The following is an 18,161-nucleotide window of genomic DNA, read 5'->3' as shown; positions in this document are numbered from 1 at the left end:
AAATTAATAGACTACTGTTCACAAATTTTTTAATGATTCTCTTTTTTCTTTTGCAAAAGATTTCAGAATATTGATAAAGTTGTTTTGATAATCGTAATCAGCAATATTTTCTACAATTCCGTCACTAAATTGTATATAGAAGTGTATATCTTCTTTTATGTTTGAGTTTTTATTAAATGTCATAACAAATTCAAAGGCTTTTATATTGTCAGGATAATTTTCGCTGGAGATTAATGGATTAGCTTTGATTATATGCTGAACAAATGCAATAGATTCCAGATAAGATATATCTATTTTTTCATTTTCTACATAGATTGCATCTGGTGTGAAAAGAACCTTTTTAATTAATTCATTAGTTTTTTTTAATTTAATAACTGCAGGGATTACTACAAATAGAAGTATTGTTGACCAAAACCAAAAGTATTGCCCAAAGACGAAAGGAATCAGATAAGCACAAAAATAAATAAAGTAAACGAAATAATTAATATGTGCAAAAAGTTTATTAGAGGTAAATTTTTTAGATTCACTTCTCCATTCTTGCATGACTTTTAAATTTTGTGCTTGGTCATTCATAAAATCTCTTTCCGGGATTCTGCATGATTTAAAATTTACAGGATAGATTTTTATAAAGTTTGATGCAATAGGTAAAGTGTTTTGATTTTTAAGTAAAATATGTTGGTAGATATTATTTTTCTTATTCTGATTCAACCAGCATGAATAACTTATTTTTCAGTAAAATTAGATTGCTTTACCGGAATCTTTTAATAGCTCTCTTCTTTCTTTTGCTAAATCTTCCAGAATAGTGATGAAACAATCTTCAAAATTATAATCCTGATACTTCCATCGAAATGGCTTACCGAATTCCATGTAAAAATATATATCTTCTTTAATTACTCGGTTTTCAGTAAATCTTATGCAGAACTTAAATGTAGACCCTCTATTATAAGTAGGGTATTTAAGTTTAATAAATGTAATAGATTTAAGATAAGATATATCTATTTTTTTGTTTTCTATATAAATTGCTTTTGGTGTGAAATAAACCTGTTTAATTTTTTTTCTTTTAGCTTTAAAAAGTTTCCAGAAAAAAAAAGTACTTATTGCTGCAAGTAAAGCTATTAATGTGTTTAAAATCTGATCTTCAAATAATATATTTAACTGCTGATCTTTTAATATTATATTTAATAGGTACATAAGGCAAATATAAGCACCTGTAGCTCCAAAATACAAATGAATAAATGCATGATATCTTGAACAACAATGCCATTCTTTCATGATTTTTAAATATTGGGATCGGTCATTCATAAAATTTGAATATACAGTTTTTAAATTAGGTATGGAATGTTAGTAAGGGTGTTTGCTTATATTGATGTAGCAATACTATTTTAACATAATTTAACTTTTTTGTCTGGTGAAATTATAAAATTCAACGTGATTTAAAGTGCACAGGAGCGGTTTTTATGTGATTAGATGCAATGAGTAAAGTGATTATGTGATTTGATTTTTAAATAAAAATATGTTGGTAGATATTATTTTCCTTATTCAGATTCTACCAGCATGAATAACTTGTCATTCAGATATATTAGATGCTTTACCAGAATTTTTTAGTAGCTCTCTTCGTTCTTTTGCTATAGTTTCCAGAATAGTAATAAAGCGGTTTTGATAGTCATAATCTTCATTCCATTCAAATAGCCTATTACCAAATGCCATGTAAAAATATACATCATCTTTAATTACTGGGTTTTTGGTAAATTTTATGCAGAACGTAAATAGAGCTTTATTTAAACTAGGGTATGGTTGTTCAATCAATGTAACAGATTCAAGATATGATATATCAATTTTTTTATCTTCTATATAAATGTCTTTTGATGTGAAGTAAACCTGTTTAATATTATTTCTTTTAGTTTTAAAGAGTTTCCATAAAAAAAGTGTACTAATTGCTGCAAGTAAAACTGTTATTATGCTAAAGTTTGGACATTTAAATAATATATTCATTAGGTACAAAAAACAAATATAAGCACCTACAGATCCAAAATATAAATAAAGAAATGCATAGGCTCTTGAACAACAATACCATTCATGCATGATTTTAAAATCTTGTGGTCGGCCATTCATAAAATTTGAATAAACAGTTTTCTTAAATTAAGTATGGAGTCTGATGGTAAATAAAATATTTATTTAATAATTCATGTTTACCGGCATTTTCGCGGACTTTTTCCTTTTAGTTCTTCATTTGTCCTGGTGTCGTAAATCCGGACTGTGGCTTTAGGAAATGCCTTACATAGTACAATTTTTGAGCGATAAATTCCTGTTCCTTGAGCCAGCATTTGTACTTTAGGTGCCAGGTCGTTACCATTTTCATCCAATGCAACGAGACGGTAATCTCCGTTTAATGTCATACAGCCGTTTAGCAATAAAATTATTGATAGCAGACCGATTTTCTTCATCATTACACACCCTGTATTGTTAATAATGCTTGCCTGTATTGATACAGTAATACAAGTTTAACATAATTTAACTTTTTTATGTCTAGTTAAATTTAACTATTTATTATATTGAGAATGGATGTTAAAGGATGATTTATAAAATACTGATTTAATAATAGATTATGATTAATTTGATTTGGTTTATATGAAATGTGATTTTCTGGAGTTTATTAGTTGTATTATTTTACCAGATAAAAAGAGATGCTTTAATTAGTTTAATTTTTTTATTTATACGGGAAATTAATGAATTTAATTTCCCGTTTTATTATTAATATTTGCCAGGATTTAGTGTGTCTGTTTAAGCAGGCGTTGTTTCTCACGATTCCAGTCTTTTTCTTTGCTGCTTTGGCGCTTGTCATGCTGCTTTTTACCTTTGGCCAACCCCATATCGATTTTTACATAACCATGGCTGTAATGCATGTTAACAGGCACAAGGGTATAACCACTGCGTTCTACTTTGCCTATCAGTTTGTTGATTTCTGATTGTTTCAGTAATAATTTTCGCTGCCGTACGGGATCGGGTTTTACATGATTGGAAGCGGTGGGTAAAGCAGTAATGTGACTGCCAACCAGATAAAAAGCACCTTTTTTCCATTGGATATAGCTTTCTTTGATTTGTACTCGTCCGGCACGAATAGCCTTTACTTCCCAGCCTTCAAGAACAATTCCGGCTTCTATCTGTTCTTCGATAAAGTAATCGTGAAATGCTTTTTTATTGTTGATAATGCTCATTTTAGATATCTGCTACATAGTATTTTTATGTGTATTTTAGCAGAAAGATTTATTATGGAAACAGATTAAGCTAACACTAAGGTGAATTAATCGCTAAGATAAAAAACCGATTGGTTAAATCGGTTTTTTATCTGTTTTAATTTTCAATTTCCTGTTTATGTGTTTCTGGTAGCAGTAGTACTGCAATCATACTAAGTATACAGGCGGCAATCAGAAACCAGCCTATATATACTGTACCCTGTAAGCCATATGTTTTAACTATCCATGCTGCAGCAAACGGGGTAAGTGATCCACCCAAAATACCGCCAAAGCTGAAGGAGATAGCTGCACCGGTATATCTTACGTTGGTAGGGAATATTTCTGGTAAGAATGCTGCTAAAGGTGTCCACAAGATACCCATTATAAACAGAGCAGAAGATAAGAAAATGGCAGCTGTAATGGCACTGGAAGAATTGATTAAGTCACCAAAAAAGAAACCGATTATGATTGTGGCTATACCACCTATCAGAAATACCGGGCGACGGCCGATTCTGTCTGAAAGCCATGCAGATATCGGGGAACCGACAGCCATAAATACAATGGCACCCATGAGAATGGATAAATACTCAATTTTATTAAATAATGCTGTACTTTGCCACTCATGCTTTGTAGTAGCATATTGCAAAGAAAATACGGTTGTTAAAAAGAACAGGGTAAAGCACGATGTAGCAGCCAGAGAGCCTAAAAAAAGCTGATTGTAATGTTTGCGTACAGTGTCAGTCAGAGGGATTTTTACAGCACTCTGTCTGGCAACCATGGTACGAAAAGCATTACTTTCAATAATGGACATGCGAACATACATACCCAGACCAACCAGAACAATGCTCAGTAAAAAAGGGATACGCCAGCCCCACGACATCATTTGTGCATTATCAAGATTTTTGGATAAAACAATGAAAATCAGGCTGGCAGTAATGAATCCGATAGGAGGCCCGATTTGCGGAAACATAGCAAAAAGAGCACGTTTACCTCTGGGCGCATTTTCGGTAGCCAGTAAAGCGGCTCCGCCCCATTCACCACCTAAGCCAAGACCCTGACAAAAGCGCAGGACGCATAAACAAACCGGTGCAATAATACCTGCCTGCTGATATGTCGGCAGAACACCGATCAGGGTTGTACTGATACCCATTATCAGTAATGATGCTATCAGGGTGGTTTTACGACCAACTTTATCGCCAAAATGTCCGAATAATCCGGCACCAATAGGGCGGGCAACAAAGGCTATTCCAAAAGTAAGAAATGAGGACATGATGGCAATTGCCCGATCTTTGGTTGGAAAAAACAGGTCGCTTAATACGAGTGCAGCAGCAAGTCCGTATATGTAGAAATCGTAAAACTCTACGGCTGTACCTACGAGGCTGGCAATCGCTACTTTGGCAGGGGAGTTCTGAGTAATTTTGTTTGCAGATTCAGACTGCGGAGCGGGTGGAGTAGTCATATTCTTTCTTGAATTCGGGGTTTAAAAAAAGCTTGTATATGAAAATGCATACACAAGCTTTTTGCTTTGTTACAAACAGACTTAAGCAGCTATATTAGTTTTTATCCTGATCAACCAGTTTGTTTTTGGCAATCCATGGCATCATGCTGCGTAACTGGTTGCCAATGATTTCGATCGGATGATCAGCATTCTGACGACGGCGGGCAGTCATTGACGGATAGTTGGTTGCACCTTCTACGATAAATGATTTGGCATAGTCACCATTCTGAATGCGTTTTAATGCCTCGCGCATAGCCTGACGTGAATGTTCATTTACGACTTGCGGGCCGGTAAAGTATTCGCCGTATTCGGCATTATTGGAAATGGAGTAGTTCATGTTTGCAATACCACCTTCGTAGATTAAATCTACGATCAGTTTCATTTCGTGCAAACATTCAAAATAAGCCATTTCCGGAGCATAGCCTGCTTCTACCAGTGTTTCAAAACCGGTTTTGATTAATTCAACCAGCCCGCCGCACAATACGGCCTGTTCACCGAAGAGGTCGGTTTCAGTTTCTTCTTTGAAGGTTGTCTGAATCACGCCGCCTTTGGTACCGCCATTGGCTGCAGCATAGGATAAAGCGATGTCGCGGGCACGACCGGTTGCATCCTGATGTACTGCAATCAGGCTGGGCACACCACCGCCTTTCAGGAATTCACTGCGTACTGTGTGACCAGGCCCTTTGGGTGCAATCATCACTACGTCAAGATTTTTGGCCGGAATAATCTGGTTGTAATGAATATTAAAACCATGAGCAAAAGCTACTGTGGCATTGTCTTTCAGATTAGGCGCGATTTCATTCTGATAAACTGCCGGCTGAAATTCGTCAGGTGTCAGAATCATCACTACATCGGCTGCTTTTGTGGCTTCTGCAACTTCCCGTACGTCATGACCGGCATTTACTGCTTTATGCCAGGAATTACCGCTTTTGCGCAGCCCGACGATTACGTTTACACCTGAATCTTTCAGGTTGGCAGCGTGAGCATGGCCTTGTGAGCCATAACCGATGATGGCTACGGTTTTGCCTTTGATTAATGAGAGATCTGCGTCTTTATCGTAATAAACTTGCATTGCTATTCCTTCAATTTAATGTGTTGATTTTAAAATCAGGGTTTTAATATGTTTTTAGGTCGGATAATGCTTTAAAAATGTCCGGCTTAAATACGTAACATGCGTTCGCCGCGACCTATGCCTGCTGCACCGGTACGTACGGTTTCCAGAATAAGTGTTTTGCCCACGGTATCCAGAAAGGCATCTAGTTTGCTGCTGGTGCCGGTGATTTCCACTGTATAGGTTTTGTCGGTTACATCAATGATGTGTCCGCGGAAGATATCGGTCAGACGCAGTATTTCATCGCGATCCTTGCCGGTAGCACGCAGCTTAACCAGCATTAATTCACGTTCAACGTAGTTGCTGTCGTTCAGATCGATAACTTTGATAACTTCTATCAGTTTATTAAGCTGCTTGGTTATCTGTTCCATTACTTTGTTATCGCCGCTGGTGACAATTGTCATTCGTGACAGGGTTTTGTCTTCTGTTGGAGATACGGACAGGGAATCGATATTGTAAGCACGGGCTGAAAACAGACCAACAATACGGCTCATGGCTCCGGCCTGATTTTCCATCAGAATGGATAAAATATGTCTCATGATGTGCTCCGGCTATTCTTCTCTCATATGTGGCGGTAATACCATTTCATCCAGACCTTTACCATTGCCTACCATGGGATAGACATTCTGAGTACGGTCGGTAATGAAATCCATGAATACCAGTCTGTCTTTGAGTGCAATGGCTTCTTTCAGTGCACCTTCGATGTCGGCTGCTTTTTCCACTCTGATGCCGACATGCCCGTAGGCTTCAGCCAGTTTGACAAAGTCAGGCAATGATTCCATATAGGTTTCTGAATAGCGGTTGTCATAATAGAGTTCCTGCCACTGACGAACCATTCCAAGGAAGCCGTTATTAAGATTGATCACTTTAATCGGCAGACGATACTGATAACAGGTGGAAAGTTCCTGGATATTCATTTGTATAGAACCTTCACCGGTAATACAGAATACGTCTTCTTCCGGTTTAGCCAGTTTGGCACCCATAGCATAAGGTAGTCCAACGCCCATTGTGCCCAGCCCGCCGGAGTTTAGCCACTGGCGCGGGCGTACGAATGGATAGTACTGTGCTGTAAACATCTGGTGCTGACCAACATCCGATGTGATGAGGGCATTGTTGTCGGTCAGTTTTGCCAGTGTCTGGATTACTTGCTGAGGTTTGATAATTTCATCTGAACTTTCAAACCAGATGCTGTTACGGCTGCGCCAGTTTTCGATGTTTTTCCACCATCTGTCCAGTGCATTACTGTTAAAGTTCAGATTCTGCTTCTGCCACAGGGCTAGTAAATCAGCCAGAACGTTTTTAACATCACCAACAATGGGTACGTCTACTTTTACGCGTTTGGCAATGCTGGACGGGTCGATATCAATATGGATGATTTTTTTGCCATCGTCAGTGAATTTATCGGGTACAGAAATAACACGATCATCAAAACGGGCACCGACAGCAAGTACTACGTCGGCATTTTGTAAAGCAATATTAGCTTCGTAGCTGCCATGCATACCTACCATGCCAAGAAATTGACGGTTGGTGGCAGGAAATGCGCCTAATCCCATCAGGGTAGAGACACAAGGTGTACCAGTAGACTGAATAAAATCGGTAAGGATGTTGCTGGCATTACCCAGGATTACGCCTCCGCCGTACAGTACAATTGGTCGTTTAGCTGCAGCCATCACTTGTGCTGCTTTTTTTATCTGACCTGTATGTCCCTGAGTAACGGGCTGGTAGGAGCGGATATTGATGTCTTCCTGCGGATAGCTGAATTTCGCCATTGCCTGGGTCACATCTTTGGGCACATCAATCACTACTACACCGGGTCGGCCGGTACGCGCAATCTGAAAGGCTTTTTTAACTGTTTCTGCCAGCTCACTTACGTGGGTAACCAGAAAATTATGTTTTACACACGGGCGGCTAATGCCGACAGTATCGACTTCCTGAAAGGCATCAGTACCGATAGCAGGTGAGCCAACCTGACCGGATATGACTACGAGCGGGACAGAATCGGAATTGGCGGTGGCTATGCCGGTTATGGCATTGGTAGCACCCGGACCAGATGTTACCAGAGCGACTCCGATTTTTTCTCCGTTGCTGGCGCGTGAGTATGCATCAGCAGCATGAACTGCAGCCTGCTCATGACGGACAAGTATGTGGCGGAATTTTTTTAATTGAAAGATGGCGTCGTAGATTTCGAGAACTGCTCCGCCGGGATATCCGAAAACATATTCTACATTCTCGGCTTTAAGACTCTGCACGAGTATTTGTGCACCTGAAAGTTGCATATCAACCTCTTATGTTCTAGTAGTCCGACTGATACATTGCCAATGCATCTTCATCCGGTAAGATTAATAAGTGTAAACGGCGGTTTAGGGTACGCGAATATACTTATTGTGATGATCTATTGGCTCTGCATCCGGTAGTCGGAATAGCAGGTTTGGGTTAGCTAAATGAGTGTTTACGATAAAACAGGTATAGATGTTAAGCAAGCGCTAATTTTGAAAAGAATGCTAGTTATATGATTATATTAATTTATTTTATGCTAAATATTTTATATTTTGCGCAATATTATACTTGTTTTAGACAAATTTAACGTTTTAAATGATTAAATTTGTCTAAATTTATAAATAATATATGTTTTTATAAAATTATTGGTTTTGGACTTATTGTCCAGTTAATGTATGACAATATGAGCACCTGCAGCTTGTGCCAGTTGCATAAGTGTTGCACTGTCCATATAGGCATGAGCGAGGCGGGAAATATTGGCCACAATGGGCAAATGAGTAATCTGTCTGGCTTTAACAATGGCTTCTACATCAAGCCGGTAAGGAGCGTTTCGCTCCAGACTTAATGTACCTGCTTCACCCAGCATCAGATGATGATTGCCTTTTAAGGCAATATGCTCAGCTGCAATCAACCATTCATCTACCTGATGATGTTTGTCTTTGCAGAGTACAACCGGAATATTCAGACAGCCTACTTCGTTAAGGAGTGTGCGATTAGACATTAACTCTCCGCCCAGATAGATAATATCTGCTTCTGCCTGTAAAGCCGGTTCTAGCTGGCGCACATCCCTGATACGCAGCCAGACGGGTTTATTGGCTGCATGTGCCTGCTTAATTTGTTGTTGCATGCTGATATTGGTTTGCGGCACTGTCGAATAGGGTGAAAATGCCTGATAAAAAGGATCGATAAAGACATTAGCTCTTTGCGGAAGCCGGGTGCCGCTCATGCTGTCGACTATATGAAAATGGTTGCCGCCAAAGTTCTGTCCTCGTACGGTGATAACTGTATCCTCGGGCTGACTTTCACGGCTGATGATGCGCCAGTCCTGTAGTATGCGCATGGCTTTTTCAACGCCGGCAAGTGCTTCCAGTTCGCGTGGTTCGAAGACTCTTTCATCACCAACAGCACCGATGATGGTGCGTTCTGCGCCACGGGATAAATGTTCGTGCAATCCGCGTCCACGGATAAAACTGATGACATTGCTGATCTGTGTTTCGGTTGCCTGACGCTGCATTACGATAATCATATCCGAATTCCTTGAAAACAGTATTCTGATTGTCAGAAAAAAACAGAATGCTGACAAGTGGCAATTAGTTGTTTAGCACTCAGAATTTGCTTGGCGCAATTTTCGCAAATATGTAACAGTAATAGTAAACTATTGTTATTGATGAAATGAATGGATATTTTATGTGTTAAATTGTGTGAGCAAGATATGGCGAGTTTCGTGATGCGGAACCAATAAAACAGTTTGTTCAGGGAAAAATAAATGAAAACAAAAAAACTGTTGTTTGTGTTGGTGGTATTGGTATTAGCCGGACTGGCAGTGTGGATTAATATGCGCAGCCATACTGATTTACCTGATGGTTTTGCTGGCGGTAATGGCCGTATGGAACTCAAACGGCTGGATGTGGCTACTTTATATGCTGGTCGTGTCATTGAGATGAAAGTGGATGAAGGTGATGTAGTCGCTAAAGATCAGGTTCTGGCTGAGCTTTCATCTGATCAGACCAGTAGCAAGCTGGATGCTGCCCGTGCTGATAAAAAGCGTGCACAGGAAAATGTCTCTAAAGCAGAAGCAGAAATTGCCGCTCAGCAGCAGATACATAAGGTTGCTCAAATGGATCTGGATAATGCGCGTCAGCTTAAATCAGATGAACTGGTTTCTTCACCTGAATTACGCCGGAGACTGGCTGAACGTGATGCTGCAATAGCCAGAGTTAAATCTGCTCAGGCAGCCCGCGCTGAGGCTCTGGCAGCAGTACAACAGGCTCAGGCTCAGATTAATGCTACTTCTTCTGCTAATAACGATATGCTGATACGTGCGCCTAAAGCCGGGCGTGTAGAGTATCGTATTGCCGAGGCCGGTAATGTACTGGGTGAAGGTAATAAAGTTGTGTCATTACTTGATCCGTCTGATGTAACGCTGTCGGTGTATTTACCCACAGATACTATCGGTAAATTAAAGCTTGGGGATGAAGCAAGGATTATTCTGGACGGAATGAATGCAGTCTGGCCGGCTAAGGTGGATTTTATTGATTCCAATGCTCAGTTTACGCCTAAGTTTGTAGAAACTCAGAATGAACGGCAAAAGCTGATGTATAAGGTTAAGCTGAAAATTCCGCCTGAGATTGCATTGAAATACAGTGGACTGCTTAAGGGCGGGCTGACAGGTAATGGATATATCCGTTTTGATAACAATAAAGCATGGCCGCAGCAATGGCAGGTAAATTTACCCAGTATAAAACAATCTGCCAAAGGTGCCTGATATGGATAGTACGGCCAAAGCGCAGGCTGTAACAGGAGAAGAATGGGCTGTAGATTTACGCCATGTTTTTCATCAATACCGTCAGACGAAGGCATTGCAGGATGTATCATTGCAAATCCGGCGCTGTGCAACGGTGGGTCTGATTGGTCCGGACGGGGTAGGTAAGTCTACTTTGCTGTCTTTGATAGCCGGTGTAAAAATTATTCAGCAGGGCGAGATACTGGTATTTGGCGACAGTATGGCGGACAAGCATAGCAGGCAGTCGCTAAGCCATCGGATTGCGTTTATGCCGCAAGGGCTTGGTCAGAATCTTTATCCTACTTTGTCGGTTAATGAAAATGTTGATTTTCATGCTCGTTTATTCGGCTTACATGGACGTATGCGTCACGAACGTATTGCGCGTTTATTGCAGGCGACAGGATTATCACCTTTTGCTGACCGGCCGGCAGGTAAGCTTTCCGGAGGCATGAAACAGAAATTAAGTTTATGCTGTGCGCTGGTGCACAATCCGGAATTACTGATTCTGGATGAACCAACTACCGGAGTGGATCCGTTATCCCGTCGGCAGTTCTGGCAGTTGATTGATGAATTGCGGACAGAAAACCCGGATATGACGGTGATTGTAGCCACGGCATATTTTGATGAAGCGAAACGCTTTGAATATCTGCTGGCAATGGATAATGGTCATCTGATTGTCAATGCGCCCACTCAGCAGGTTTTGGATGATACCCATACGGATACGCTGGAACAGGCTTATGTCAAACTTTTGCCTGAAAATAAGCAGAATAAATCGGGCAGTCTGCAACTAACGCCGTTTGTTCCGGATAAAGACTCACCACCGGCGATTGAGGCAAAGGATTTAACCAAACGTTTTGGTGATTTTATTGCCGTTAATAATGTTAGTTTCAGGATTGAGCGGGGCGAAATTTTTGGTTTTCTTGGTTCGAATGGCTGTGGTAAATCAACAACCATGAAAATGCTGACGGGGCTGCTGGATGCCAGCTCCGGTTCTGCTGAGCTATTAGGTCATACGGTTAATGCCAATGATATGACGACTCGGATGAAAATCGGTTATATGTCGCAGTCGTTTTCTTTATATGAAGAGTTAACGGTACGACAGAATCTGGTACTTTCAGCCCGATTATACCGTATGGATGCTGCCCAGATTGATTCTTCTGTTCAGCAGTCTCTACAGGAATTCGATCTGCTTGAATTTGCGGACATTCAGCCTAGTGAAATGCCGCTGGGTATCAGACAGCGTTTGCAGCTGGCAGCAGCCTGTCTGCATCATCCTCAGGTATTAATTCTGGATGAGCCGACATCCGGGGTTGATCCGGTGGCCAGAGATATGTTCTGGCATCATCTGCTAAATTTGTCGCGAAATCATCGCACTACTATTTTTGTCTCTACGCATTTCATGAATGAAGCGGAGCGCTGTGACCGGATATCATTCATGCATCAGGGGCGGGTTCTGGCTATCGGGACACCAGAAGAACTGTGTGAAAGTAAAGATACAGATGATCTTGAAACTGCATTTATTGATTATTTGCAGGAGGCTGTAGATAAAAATCAGCCTAAATCTCAGGTATCTGCTTCTGATACAAAAGAAACCGCAAACACCGCGCATGAAAGCGGATTTGGTCAATCTTCGGGTAAAACAACGGATGTTGATAGCCTGGCTTACTGGCTACAGACTATATGGACATTTGCTGTACGCGAAGGCAAGGAATTACTGAGGGATAAAATTCGTTTATTCTTTGCTTTGTTCGGACCGGTGGTGTTAATGATGATGGCTGCATGGTCAGTATCTTTTGATGTTGAGCATGTTAAATTTGCGGTAATAGATCGAGACCAGACGGTAGAAAGCCGCGCTTTGATTGAGCAATTTCAAGGTTCACGTTATTTTACTTTCACCGGCAATCTTCACAGTGCTGCTGAGATTGATAATACGCTTAAGGTTTCCAATGCCAGAATGGTGATTGATATCCCGCCGCATTTTGGTCGTGATCTGTTGCGTGGTAATAAGCCGGAAGTGGGCTTTTATGTTGATGGTACGATGCCGTTTATGGCAGAAAATATTAAAAGTTTTATTTTATCGACACTAAATAACTATACTGCGATGAAATGGACTGAAACAGGTTTGCCAATCTCTCTTAAGCCGGCTGCGCAGATTGCGCCACGCTATGTTTATAATCAGGATTTTAAAAGTATTTTTGCAATCACCCCCGGTATGATTATGATGGCAATGATGCTGATACCGGTAATGATGACGGCTCTCGGGGTAGTGAGAGAACGGGAAATCGGTTCAATTACTAATTTGTATACTTCCCCCGCATCGGTTAGACAGTTTCTGATTGGTAAACAGCTTCCATATGTTTTTGTTTCTTTTCTCAGCTATCTGATTCTCGTATGGCTGGCCGTAGTGGCATTGGGTGTGCCGGTGCGTGGCAGTTTTCTGGCGATGAGTCTGGGTGCGCTGGCATTGATATTTGCAGCGACAGCGTTCGGTTTATTGATTTCCAGCTTTGTAAAGTCGCAGGTGGCTGCCATTTTCGGTTCGGCAATCTTATCATTAATTCCGGCGCTGAATTTTTCCGGTCTGCTGTATCCGCTGTCTACACTCAGCGGGGTTAATTATTGGTTTGGCTGGAGCTTCCCGACTGCATGGTATCAGTTAATCAGTTTAGGCGGTTTTACTAAAGGCTTAGGCTTTCTGGACTTTATTAACTATTACTTGATATTAATGGTATTTTGTCTGGTATACGTTTTTCTGGCCGGCTGCTTGCTGAAAAAGCAGGAGGTATAGATGCTGCAATGGTTTAAAAATGTATGGGTGCTGAGTGTAAAGGAGCTGAAAAGTCTGCTGAGTGATGTGGTTTTAATTGCATTAATGGTGGTCGTGCTGTCTTTAGCCATTTACTCAGTTGCAACCAGTATTACTACCGAAGTGCGCCATGCTTCAGTTGCCATTATGGATGCTGATCACAGTGCCTTGTCTTACCAAATTCGTGATTCTTTGCTGGAACCTTATTTTAAACCGCCGGTAGAAGTAAAGCGTGAAGAAATTGATGCGGCTATGGATAAAGGCGATTATGTCTTTGTACTGGATATTCCGGCCAATTTTGAACGCGATGTGGTGGCAGGACGGTCTCCTGCCATTCAGGTGCTGGCTGATGCAACGTCAGTAACTCAGGCTGGTATAGGTTTTAATTATTTAAGCCAGATAATTGATGCACAGACACGTTCTTTTTTACATCAGCAGTCTGCAGTGAAGTTATCTCCGGTTACGCCGGTGTTAAATATTCAGTTTAATCCCAATGGTGAATCCTCATGGTTTATCGCTACGATGAATGTGGTGTCCAATCTGACTTTACTGGCAATTATTCTGGTCGGTGCTGCGGTAATCCGTGAGAAAGAGCATGGTACGATAGAACAGTTGCTGGTTATGCCGGTACGACCCAGTGAAATTGTGATGGCCAAGATTTTTGCTAATGGTGCGGTTATCTCAGTAGCTTCTCTGCTGTCTTTATGGCTGGTCATTCAGGGCTGGCTGCATATCCCGATAAACGGCTCAATATTTTTATTTAGTATGGGGATGTTTATTTATTTGTTTTCTGTGGCATCTCTGGGTATCTGGTTTGCAACGCTGGCTCCTACCATGCCGCAGTTTGGTTTGTTATGTTTGCCGATTTATGTGGTAATGCGTTTACTTTCAGGCTCTGAATCGCCATTGGAAAGTATGCCGGCAGTTTTTCAGTATATAACTTGGTTTTCACCGGAAACTCAATTTACCCAGTTTAGTCAGGATGTGCTCTTTCGCAATGCCGGTCTGGATATTGTCTGGCCGAAAATTTTGATGATGAGCATAATGGGTGTGTTGTTTCTGGCTCTGGCGCTATCGCGATTTCGTGGCATGCTGGCACAGCATTCCTGATGCTTACACCGGATTTTAGGGACGTATGGTGATGAATAAAATATGGTTGTCTGTATTATTGGCTTTAGGATTGGTGGCAGGTTGCAGCAGAACTGATATTAAGGTGAAATCTACTGTCGGAATGCCACAGCAGTTTGATCAGAATGCGGCAGCACGCGGCTCAGCTGATATCAGCCGCTGGTGGCAAAGCTGGCCGGATCCGGTACTGAATGAGTTAATCGAAACCGGATTAAAAAATAACCGGAATCTAGCCAAAATGAAAGCAAATATGCTTGCAGCACGAGCCAGTGCCGCTATGGCTGAGTCTGATTTAGGACCGCAGGCAGGTGTGGAAAGCAGCGGAGGTTTACATCGTTACAATGGTGATAATTCACTTAAAGATTTAAACTTACCGGCCATTGGTAATGCAAAGGATTACTTGCAGGCAACTGGTTCGCCGCTGGGTAATAATCGCCAGCATGCTCATGGTAATACGGTTCAGGCAGGTTTTACAGCCAGCTGGGAGCCGGATGTATTCGGGCAGAAGCGCAGTGATGCTGATGAAATGCATTATCTGAGCCTGAGTGAAACAGAACGCTGGCATGGTGCGCAGATGATGCTTGGCAGTGAAATTGCCGATAATTATCTGAAAATGCGTGCGATGCAACAACGAGTAAAAGTAGGAGAGCACAGTGTTGCTACTCTTAAGCAATTGCAGCGATATACGGAAGGGCGTTTTCGTGCAGGTCAGGCATCCGCTTATGATGTAAAAGAAGTTGCGGCAAAACTTTCAGCTATGCAGGCAAAAATTGCTACTTATCAGGCACAGGCTGATGTTTTTCAGCGCAATATAGCGGTATTGACCGGTCAGCCTTCGCAAGGATTTGTGGTTGCGCCTGCGTCTTTGGATATTTTTCAGCATTTACCTTCTGCTCCGGCGGGACAGGTTCCACTGGATCTCATTACCCGGAGACCGGATATCCGCACCCAGGAAAATCTGGTGAAAGCGATGAGTGCCGGTTTAGCTAGTGCTAAAGCTGACCGTCTGCCAAGATTTTCGCTTAATTTTTTATGGCAGACCGGACAAATACATTTAGACAGCAGTACTTCATATTTAAAAAATACGGCCGGTTTGCTGAATGCAAGTATGACTATTCCTGTGTTTACTGCAGGCAGAATCAAACATAATATTGAGCGGGCTGATGCTCAGTTACAGGCAGCTATTGCCGGATATGACCAGATGATTTTACAGGCTCTGGCTGAAGTAGATAGCGCATATCAGATGCAGTTTAGTCTGAATAAACAAAACCGGTTAATGCATCAGGCTCAAATGCAGGCTGCCAGTCAGGCCGGTGCGGCTGAAAAACTGTTTCGCTATGGCGATATGACCCTAGACCGCAGTTTACGGGCACGCCTGAATGCAGAAGATTTGGATGATCAGCAAATTCAGGGCAAACTGGAAGAGGCACGTAATCTGGTTAATCTGTATAAGGCATTAGGCGGAGGCTGGCAAATTACTGATGAAAACTGATTTAAGATAATTAAGCTGAAAATTATGTTATCGTTTAATTTTCTGTTTGTATGAATAAGTGGCAGTAATGGTACACTGATAGATTACATGATAATAGCAATTATTAATTAATCAAAATATATCAGGTATCCTGATATTTTCTGCTCCGGGAGCTGTAATGCCGCTAAGTATTACGATATCTGTTAGATGGTACCTGCTGATACTGATTGCCGTATTGAGTCTGAGTGCCTGTTCTACACTGCAATATCAGCCTATAGACACAATTGATCATATTGATGAACAGGAGGGTTATCGTTTACAACATGCATTGTTAAACAATGATGAGAAGAAAATAGACGATGTAATCGGTATTGTGATGCTTTCCGGTGGCGGAACCCGTGCAGCTGCGTTTGGTTATGGGGTTCTGGAATCTCTGAAAAAGCAGCAAGTAAAAATTGACGGTAAACAGGTAAGTCTGCTTGATACGGTTGATGTGGTTTATGGTATATCCGGAGGCTCAGTTTTAGCTACTTATTTTGGATTACACGGAGCCGATACAATACCGAAATTTGAGCAAAATTTTCTCAATTTAAATTTGCAGAAAATGTTAGTTGGTCAGGTTTTTTCGATGGCTAACTGGTCGCGGCTGGCTTCACCGGAATTTGGCCGCGGTGATTTGTTACAGGAACAGCTGGATTTACATTTATATCATGGCGCTACTTATGAGGATTTAAATAATAAACGTAAGGGGCCGTTTGTGGTAATTAGTGCTACTGATATGAGTTTAGGCAGCCGGCTGGATTTTACGCAGGAGTATTTTGATTTACTCTGCATTGATTTAACTAAATTACCCATTTCCCGTGCCGTAGCGGCATCCAGTGCTGTGCCGCTTGTTTTTGCACCGGTAACTCTAAATAACAATGGCGGTAATTGCCATTATCAGTTACCAGATAATCTGGTTGATAGTAATAATGCTGATGCTACCGGCACGACAGCTTTCCGTGCTCAGACACGCACAGCTTATCGTAATAATCTCAAGCAATATCAGGATAGTCAGAAAAGACCTTATATTCATTTACTGGATGGTGGATTAACGGATAATCTCGGATTACGCAGTTTGCTGGACACAACTGAGTTATATAGTAATAAAACTTTGTATGACCAGCTGGAATCAGCGAATATTCATAAAATCATCATTATTAATGTCAACGCCCAGACACAGCGCAAAAATGAAATTGACAGTAGCGCCAGTGTTCCCGGAACTACTGAAGTCGTGAGAGCTTTAACCAGTATCCCGATTGAGAAGTATTCAGAAGATACTCAGCATCAATTTCAGAAATATGTAGACTGGTGGAATGAAAATCGCAGTGAGGGTACACCGCGGGTATATTATATAAGTGTGAATTTACTGGATTTACCTTCTTCCCCTTTAAGGGACAAAGTGATTCATATACCAACAACGTTTTATCTGGCACGCAGTGAAGTGAATAATTTGCGTAAAGCTGCGAAAGAGCTATTAGCCCAGTCTGCCGAATATCATCGGCTGATTAAAGATATTGGTGTAGATTCATCCGATACTAATACAAAGGCATTTAGTTTATATGATGAAGAATCTGATGATGGTGATGATTCAGCAGATGCTACAGATCAACCGAATGCAGAAGATAATCCTCAAAATAATTTGAGTAATGTGGTTAATTTTATCAATACTGAATCATTACCTTTATTACGCTGAAAAATTTTATTGTATAGTGAAGCAGATACTTTTATCTGTTTGATTGTTTGAAAAAAGCCTGAAAGAAAATTATTCAGGCTTTTTTATATTCATTTCTGGAAATACTCAGACTCTTATCAGATATAGCGTGTATATGTCAGGCTAAAATTCTTGTCTGAATTGATTTATTTTAAGTATTAAAGAGTTATTAGTATAAATGTCGATGAAGTAATCCCTTATCAATAAAACCATCTGCCTGAATTCAAGTCTGAGAAATCAAAAAATAATTATGTAAACTTTATGTAGTTAAATGGTTTTAATTAGTTATAATTTGGAATGAATATTTTAATTAGTAATTTATGTTAATTTTAATATCATTTTTTTTAGAAAAAATAGATGATTTGTTGTGAAATGGCAACA

Annotated in this window: 15 protein-coding genes; 5 read left to right on the top strand and 10 right to left on the bottom strand. The window is 40.7% G+C overall.

The window, feature by feature from the left end; all coding sequences use genetic code 11:
- Window positions 1-18 precede the first annotated feature (18 nt).
- From GYY70_RS03065 to GYY70_RS03020, 10 genes are all read right to left on the bottom strand, one after another.
- Window positions 19-573: a hypothetical protein gene (locus tag GYY70_RS03065; RefSeq protein ID WP_174831258.1), complete on the bottom strand. Its 555-nt coding sequence runs from the start codon at window positions 571-573 to the stop codon at window positions 19-21.
- 165 nt (window positions 574-738) lie between these two features.
- The gene (locus GYY70_RS03060) at window positions 739-1,272 is read right to left on the bottom strand and encodes a hypothetical protein (protein ID WP_084584741.1); all 534 of its coding nucleotides are present in this window, start codon (window positions 1,270-1,272) and stop codon (window positions 739-741) included.
- 294 nt (window positions 1,273-1,566) lie between these two features.
- Window positions 1,567-2,082 carry a hypothetical protein gene (locus tag GYY70_RS03055; protein WP_174831257.1) on the bottom strand — a complete coding sequence of 172 codons (516 nt, stop codon included), beginning with the start codon at window positions 2,080-2,082 and terminating at the stop codon, window positions 1,567-1,569.
- A gap of 107 nt (window positions 2,083-2,189) precedes the next feature.
- Entirely contained in the window at window positions 2,190-2,447 is a 258-nt protein-coding gene (locus GYY70_RS03050; RefSeq protein WP_084547083.1) for a hypothetical protein, read from the bottom strand.
- A gap of 321 nt (window positions 2,448-2,768) precedes the next feature.
- Window positions 2,769-3,215 (bottom strand): SsrA-binding protein SmpB, encoded by a 447-nt coding sequence (gene smpB, locus GYY70_RS03045; RefSeq protein ID WP_174831256.1) that lies wholly within the window; start codon window positions 3,213-3,215, stop codon window positions 2,769-2,771.
- Between the two features lie 136 nt (window positions 3,216-3,351).
- Window positions 3,352-4,692 carry an MFS transporter gene (locus GYY70_RS03040; protein WP_174831255.1) on the bottom strand — a complete coding sequence of 447 codons (1,341 nt, stop codon included), beginning with the start codon at window positions 4,690-4,692 and terminating at the stop codon, window positions 3,352-3,354.
- 94 nt (window positions 4,693-4,786) lie between these two features.
- Window positions 4,787-5,803, bottom strand: coding sequence for a ketol-acid reductoisomerase (gene ilvC / locus GYY70_RS03035; RefSeq protein WP_025330776.1), 1,017 nt, complete (start codon window positions 5,801-5,803; stop codon window positions 4,787-4,789).
- A gap of 86 nt (window positions 5,804-5,889) precedes the next feature.
- Complete coding sequence (ilvN, locus tag GYY70_RS03030; RefSeq protein WP_025331818.1) at window positions 5,890-6,381, bottom strand: acetolactate synthase small subunit; 492 nt, start codon at window positions 6,379-6,381, stop codon at window positions 5,890-5,892.
- A 12-nt stretch (window positions 6,382-6,393) separates the two neighbouring features.
- Window positions 6,394-8,118 carry a biosynthetic-type acetolactate synthase large subunit gene (gene ilvB, locus GYY70_RS03025; protein WP_174831254.1) on the bottom strand — a complete coding sequence of 575 codons (1,725 nt, stop codon included), beginning with the start codon at window positions 8,116-8,118 and terminating at the stop codon, window positions 6,394-6,396.
- A gap of 389 nt (window positions 8,119-8,507) precedes the next feature.
- Entirely contained in the window at window positions 8,508-9,365 is an 858-nt protein-coding gene (locus GYY70_RS03020) for a chorismate mutase (RefSeq protein ID WP_025330775.1), read from the bottom strand.
- Between the two features lie 240 nt (window positions 9,366-9,605).
- Between GYY70_RS03020 and GYY70_RS03015 the strand changes: the two genes are divergently transcribed.
- The 5 genes from GYY70_RS03015 to GYY70_RS02995 all read left to right on the top strand — a co-directional run bounded on the left by GYY70_RS03015 (window position 9,606) and on the right by GYY70_RS02995 (window position 17,762).
- On the top strand, window positions 9,606-10,604 hold the full coding sequence (locus GYY70_RS03015; RefSeq protein ID WP_025330774.1) for an HlyD family secretion protein: 999 nt from the start codon (window positions 9,606-9,608) through the stop codon (window positions 10,602-10,604).
- A 1-nt stretch (window position 10,605) separates the two neighbouring features.
- On the top strand, window positions 10,606-13,410 hold the full coding sequence (gene rbbA, locus GYY70_RS03010; RefSeq protein WP_174831253.1) for a ribosome-associated ATPase/putative transporter RbbA: 2,805 nt from the start codon (window positions 10,606-10,608) through the stop codon (window positions 13,408-13,410).
- Complete coding sequence (locus tag GYY70_RS03005) at window positions 13,411-14,538, top strand: ABC transporter permease (protein WP_025330772.1); 1,128 nt, start codon at window positions 13,411-13,413, stop codon at window positions 14,536-14,538.
- A 31-nt stretch (window positions 14,539-14,569) separates the two neighbouring features.
- Window positions 14,570-16,048 (top strand): efflux transporter outer membrane subunit, encoded by a 1,479-nt coding sequence (locus GYY70_RS03000; protein WP_174831252.1) that lies wholly within the window; start codon window positions 14,570-14,572, stop codon window positions 16,046-16,048.
- Between the two features lie 157 nt (window positions 16,049-16,205).
- A complete protein-coding gene (locus GYY70_RS02995; RefSeq protein WP_174831251.1) occupies window positions 16,206-17,762 on the top strand; it encodes a patatin-like phospholipase family protein in 1,557 nt (518 codons plus the stop codon).
- Window positions 17,763-18,161 lie beyond the last annotated feature (399 nt).

Origin of the sequence: Snodgrassella sp. ESL0324 (genome assembly GCF_013344955.1) — a bacterium.
Lineage (GTDB): Bacteria > Pseudomonadota > Gammaproteobacteria > Burkholderiales > Neisseriaceae > Snodgrassella > Snodgrassella alvi.
Note: the sequence above shows the minus strand (reverse complement) of the source record. Positions and strands in the feature narration are given on the sequence as shown.

What these genes read in the sequence shown, in the direction of transcription:
- GYY70_RS03000 (WP_174831252.1), top strand. Translation starts at nt 14,570, where the DNA reads ATGAATAAAATATGGTTGTCTGTATTATTGGCTTTAGGATTGGTGGCA.
- smpB (WP_174831256.1), bottom strand. Translation starts at nt 3,215, where the DNA reads ATGAGCATTATCAACAATAAAAAAGCATTTCACGATTACTTTATCGAA.
- GYY70_RS03040 (WP_174831255.1), bottom strand. Translation starts at nt 4,692, where the DNA reads ATGACTACTCCACCCGCTCCGCAGTCTGAATCTGCAAACAAAATTACT.
- GYY70_RS03055 (WP_174831257.1), bottom strand. Translation starts at nt 2,082, where the DNA reads ATGCATGAATGGTATTGTTGTTCAAGAGCCTATGCATTTCTTTATTTA.
- ilvC (WP_025330776.1), bottom strand. Translation starts at nt 5,803, where the DNA reads ATGCAAGTTTATTACGATAAAGACGCAGATCTCTCATTAATCAAAGGC.
- ilvB (WP_174831254.1), bottom strand. Translation starts at nt 8,118, where the DNA reads ATGCAACTTTCAGGTGCACAAATACTCGTGCAGAGTCTTAAAGCCGAG.
- GYY70_RS03060 (WP_084584741.1), bottom strand. Translation starts at nt 1,272, where the DNA reads ATGAAAGAATGGCATTGTTGTTCAAGATATCATGCATTTATTCATTTG.
- GYY70_RS03020 (WP_025330775.1), bottom strand. Translation starts at nt 9,365, where the DNA reads ATGATTATCGTAATGCAGCGTCAGGCAACCGAAACACAGATCAGCAAT.
- rbbA (WP_174831253.1), top strand. Translation starts at nt 10,606, where the DNA reads ATGGATAGTACGGCCAAAGCGCAGGCTGTAACAGGAGAAGAATGGGCT.
- GYY70_RS02995 (WP_174831251.1), top strand. Translation starts at nt 16,206, where the DNA reads ATGCCGCTAAGTATTACGATATCTGTTAGATGGTACCTGCTGATACTG.
- GYY70_RS03050 (WP_084547083.1), bottom strand. Translation starts at nt 2,447, where the DNA reads ATGATGAAGAAAATCGGTCTGCTATCAATAATTTTATTGCTAAACGGC.
- ilvN (WP_025331818.1), bottom strand. Translation starts at nt 6,381, where the DNA reads ATGAGACATATTTTATCCATTCTGATGGAAAATCAGGCCGGAGCCATG.
- GYY70_RS03005 (WP_025330772.1), top strand. Translation starts at nt 13,411, where the DNA reads ATGCTGCAATGGTTTAAAAATGTATGGGTGCTGAGTGTAAAGGAGCTG.
- GYY70_RS03065 (WP_174831258.1), bottom strand. Translation starts at nt 573, where the DNA reads ATGAATGACCAAGCACAAAATTTAAAAGTCATGCAAGAATGGAGAAGT.
- GYY70_RS03015 (WP_025330774.1), top strand. Translation starts at nt 9,606, where the DNA reads ATGAAAACAAAAAAACTGTTGTTTGTGTTGGTGGTATTGGTATTAGCC.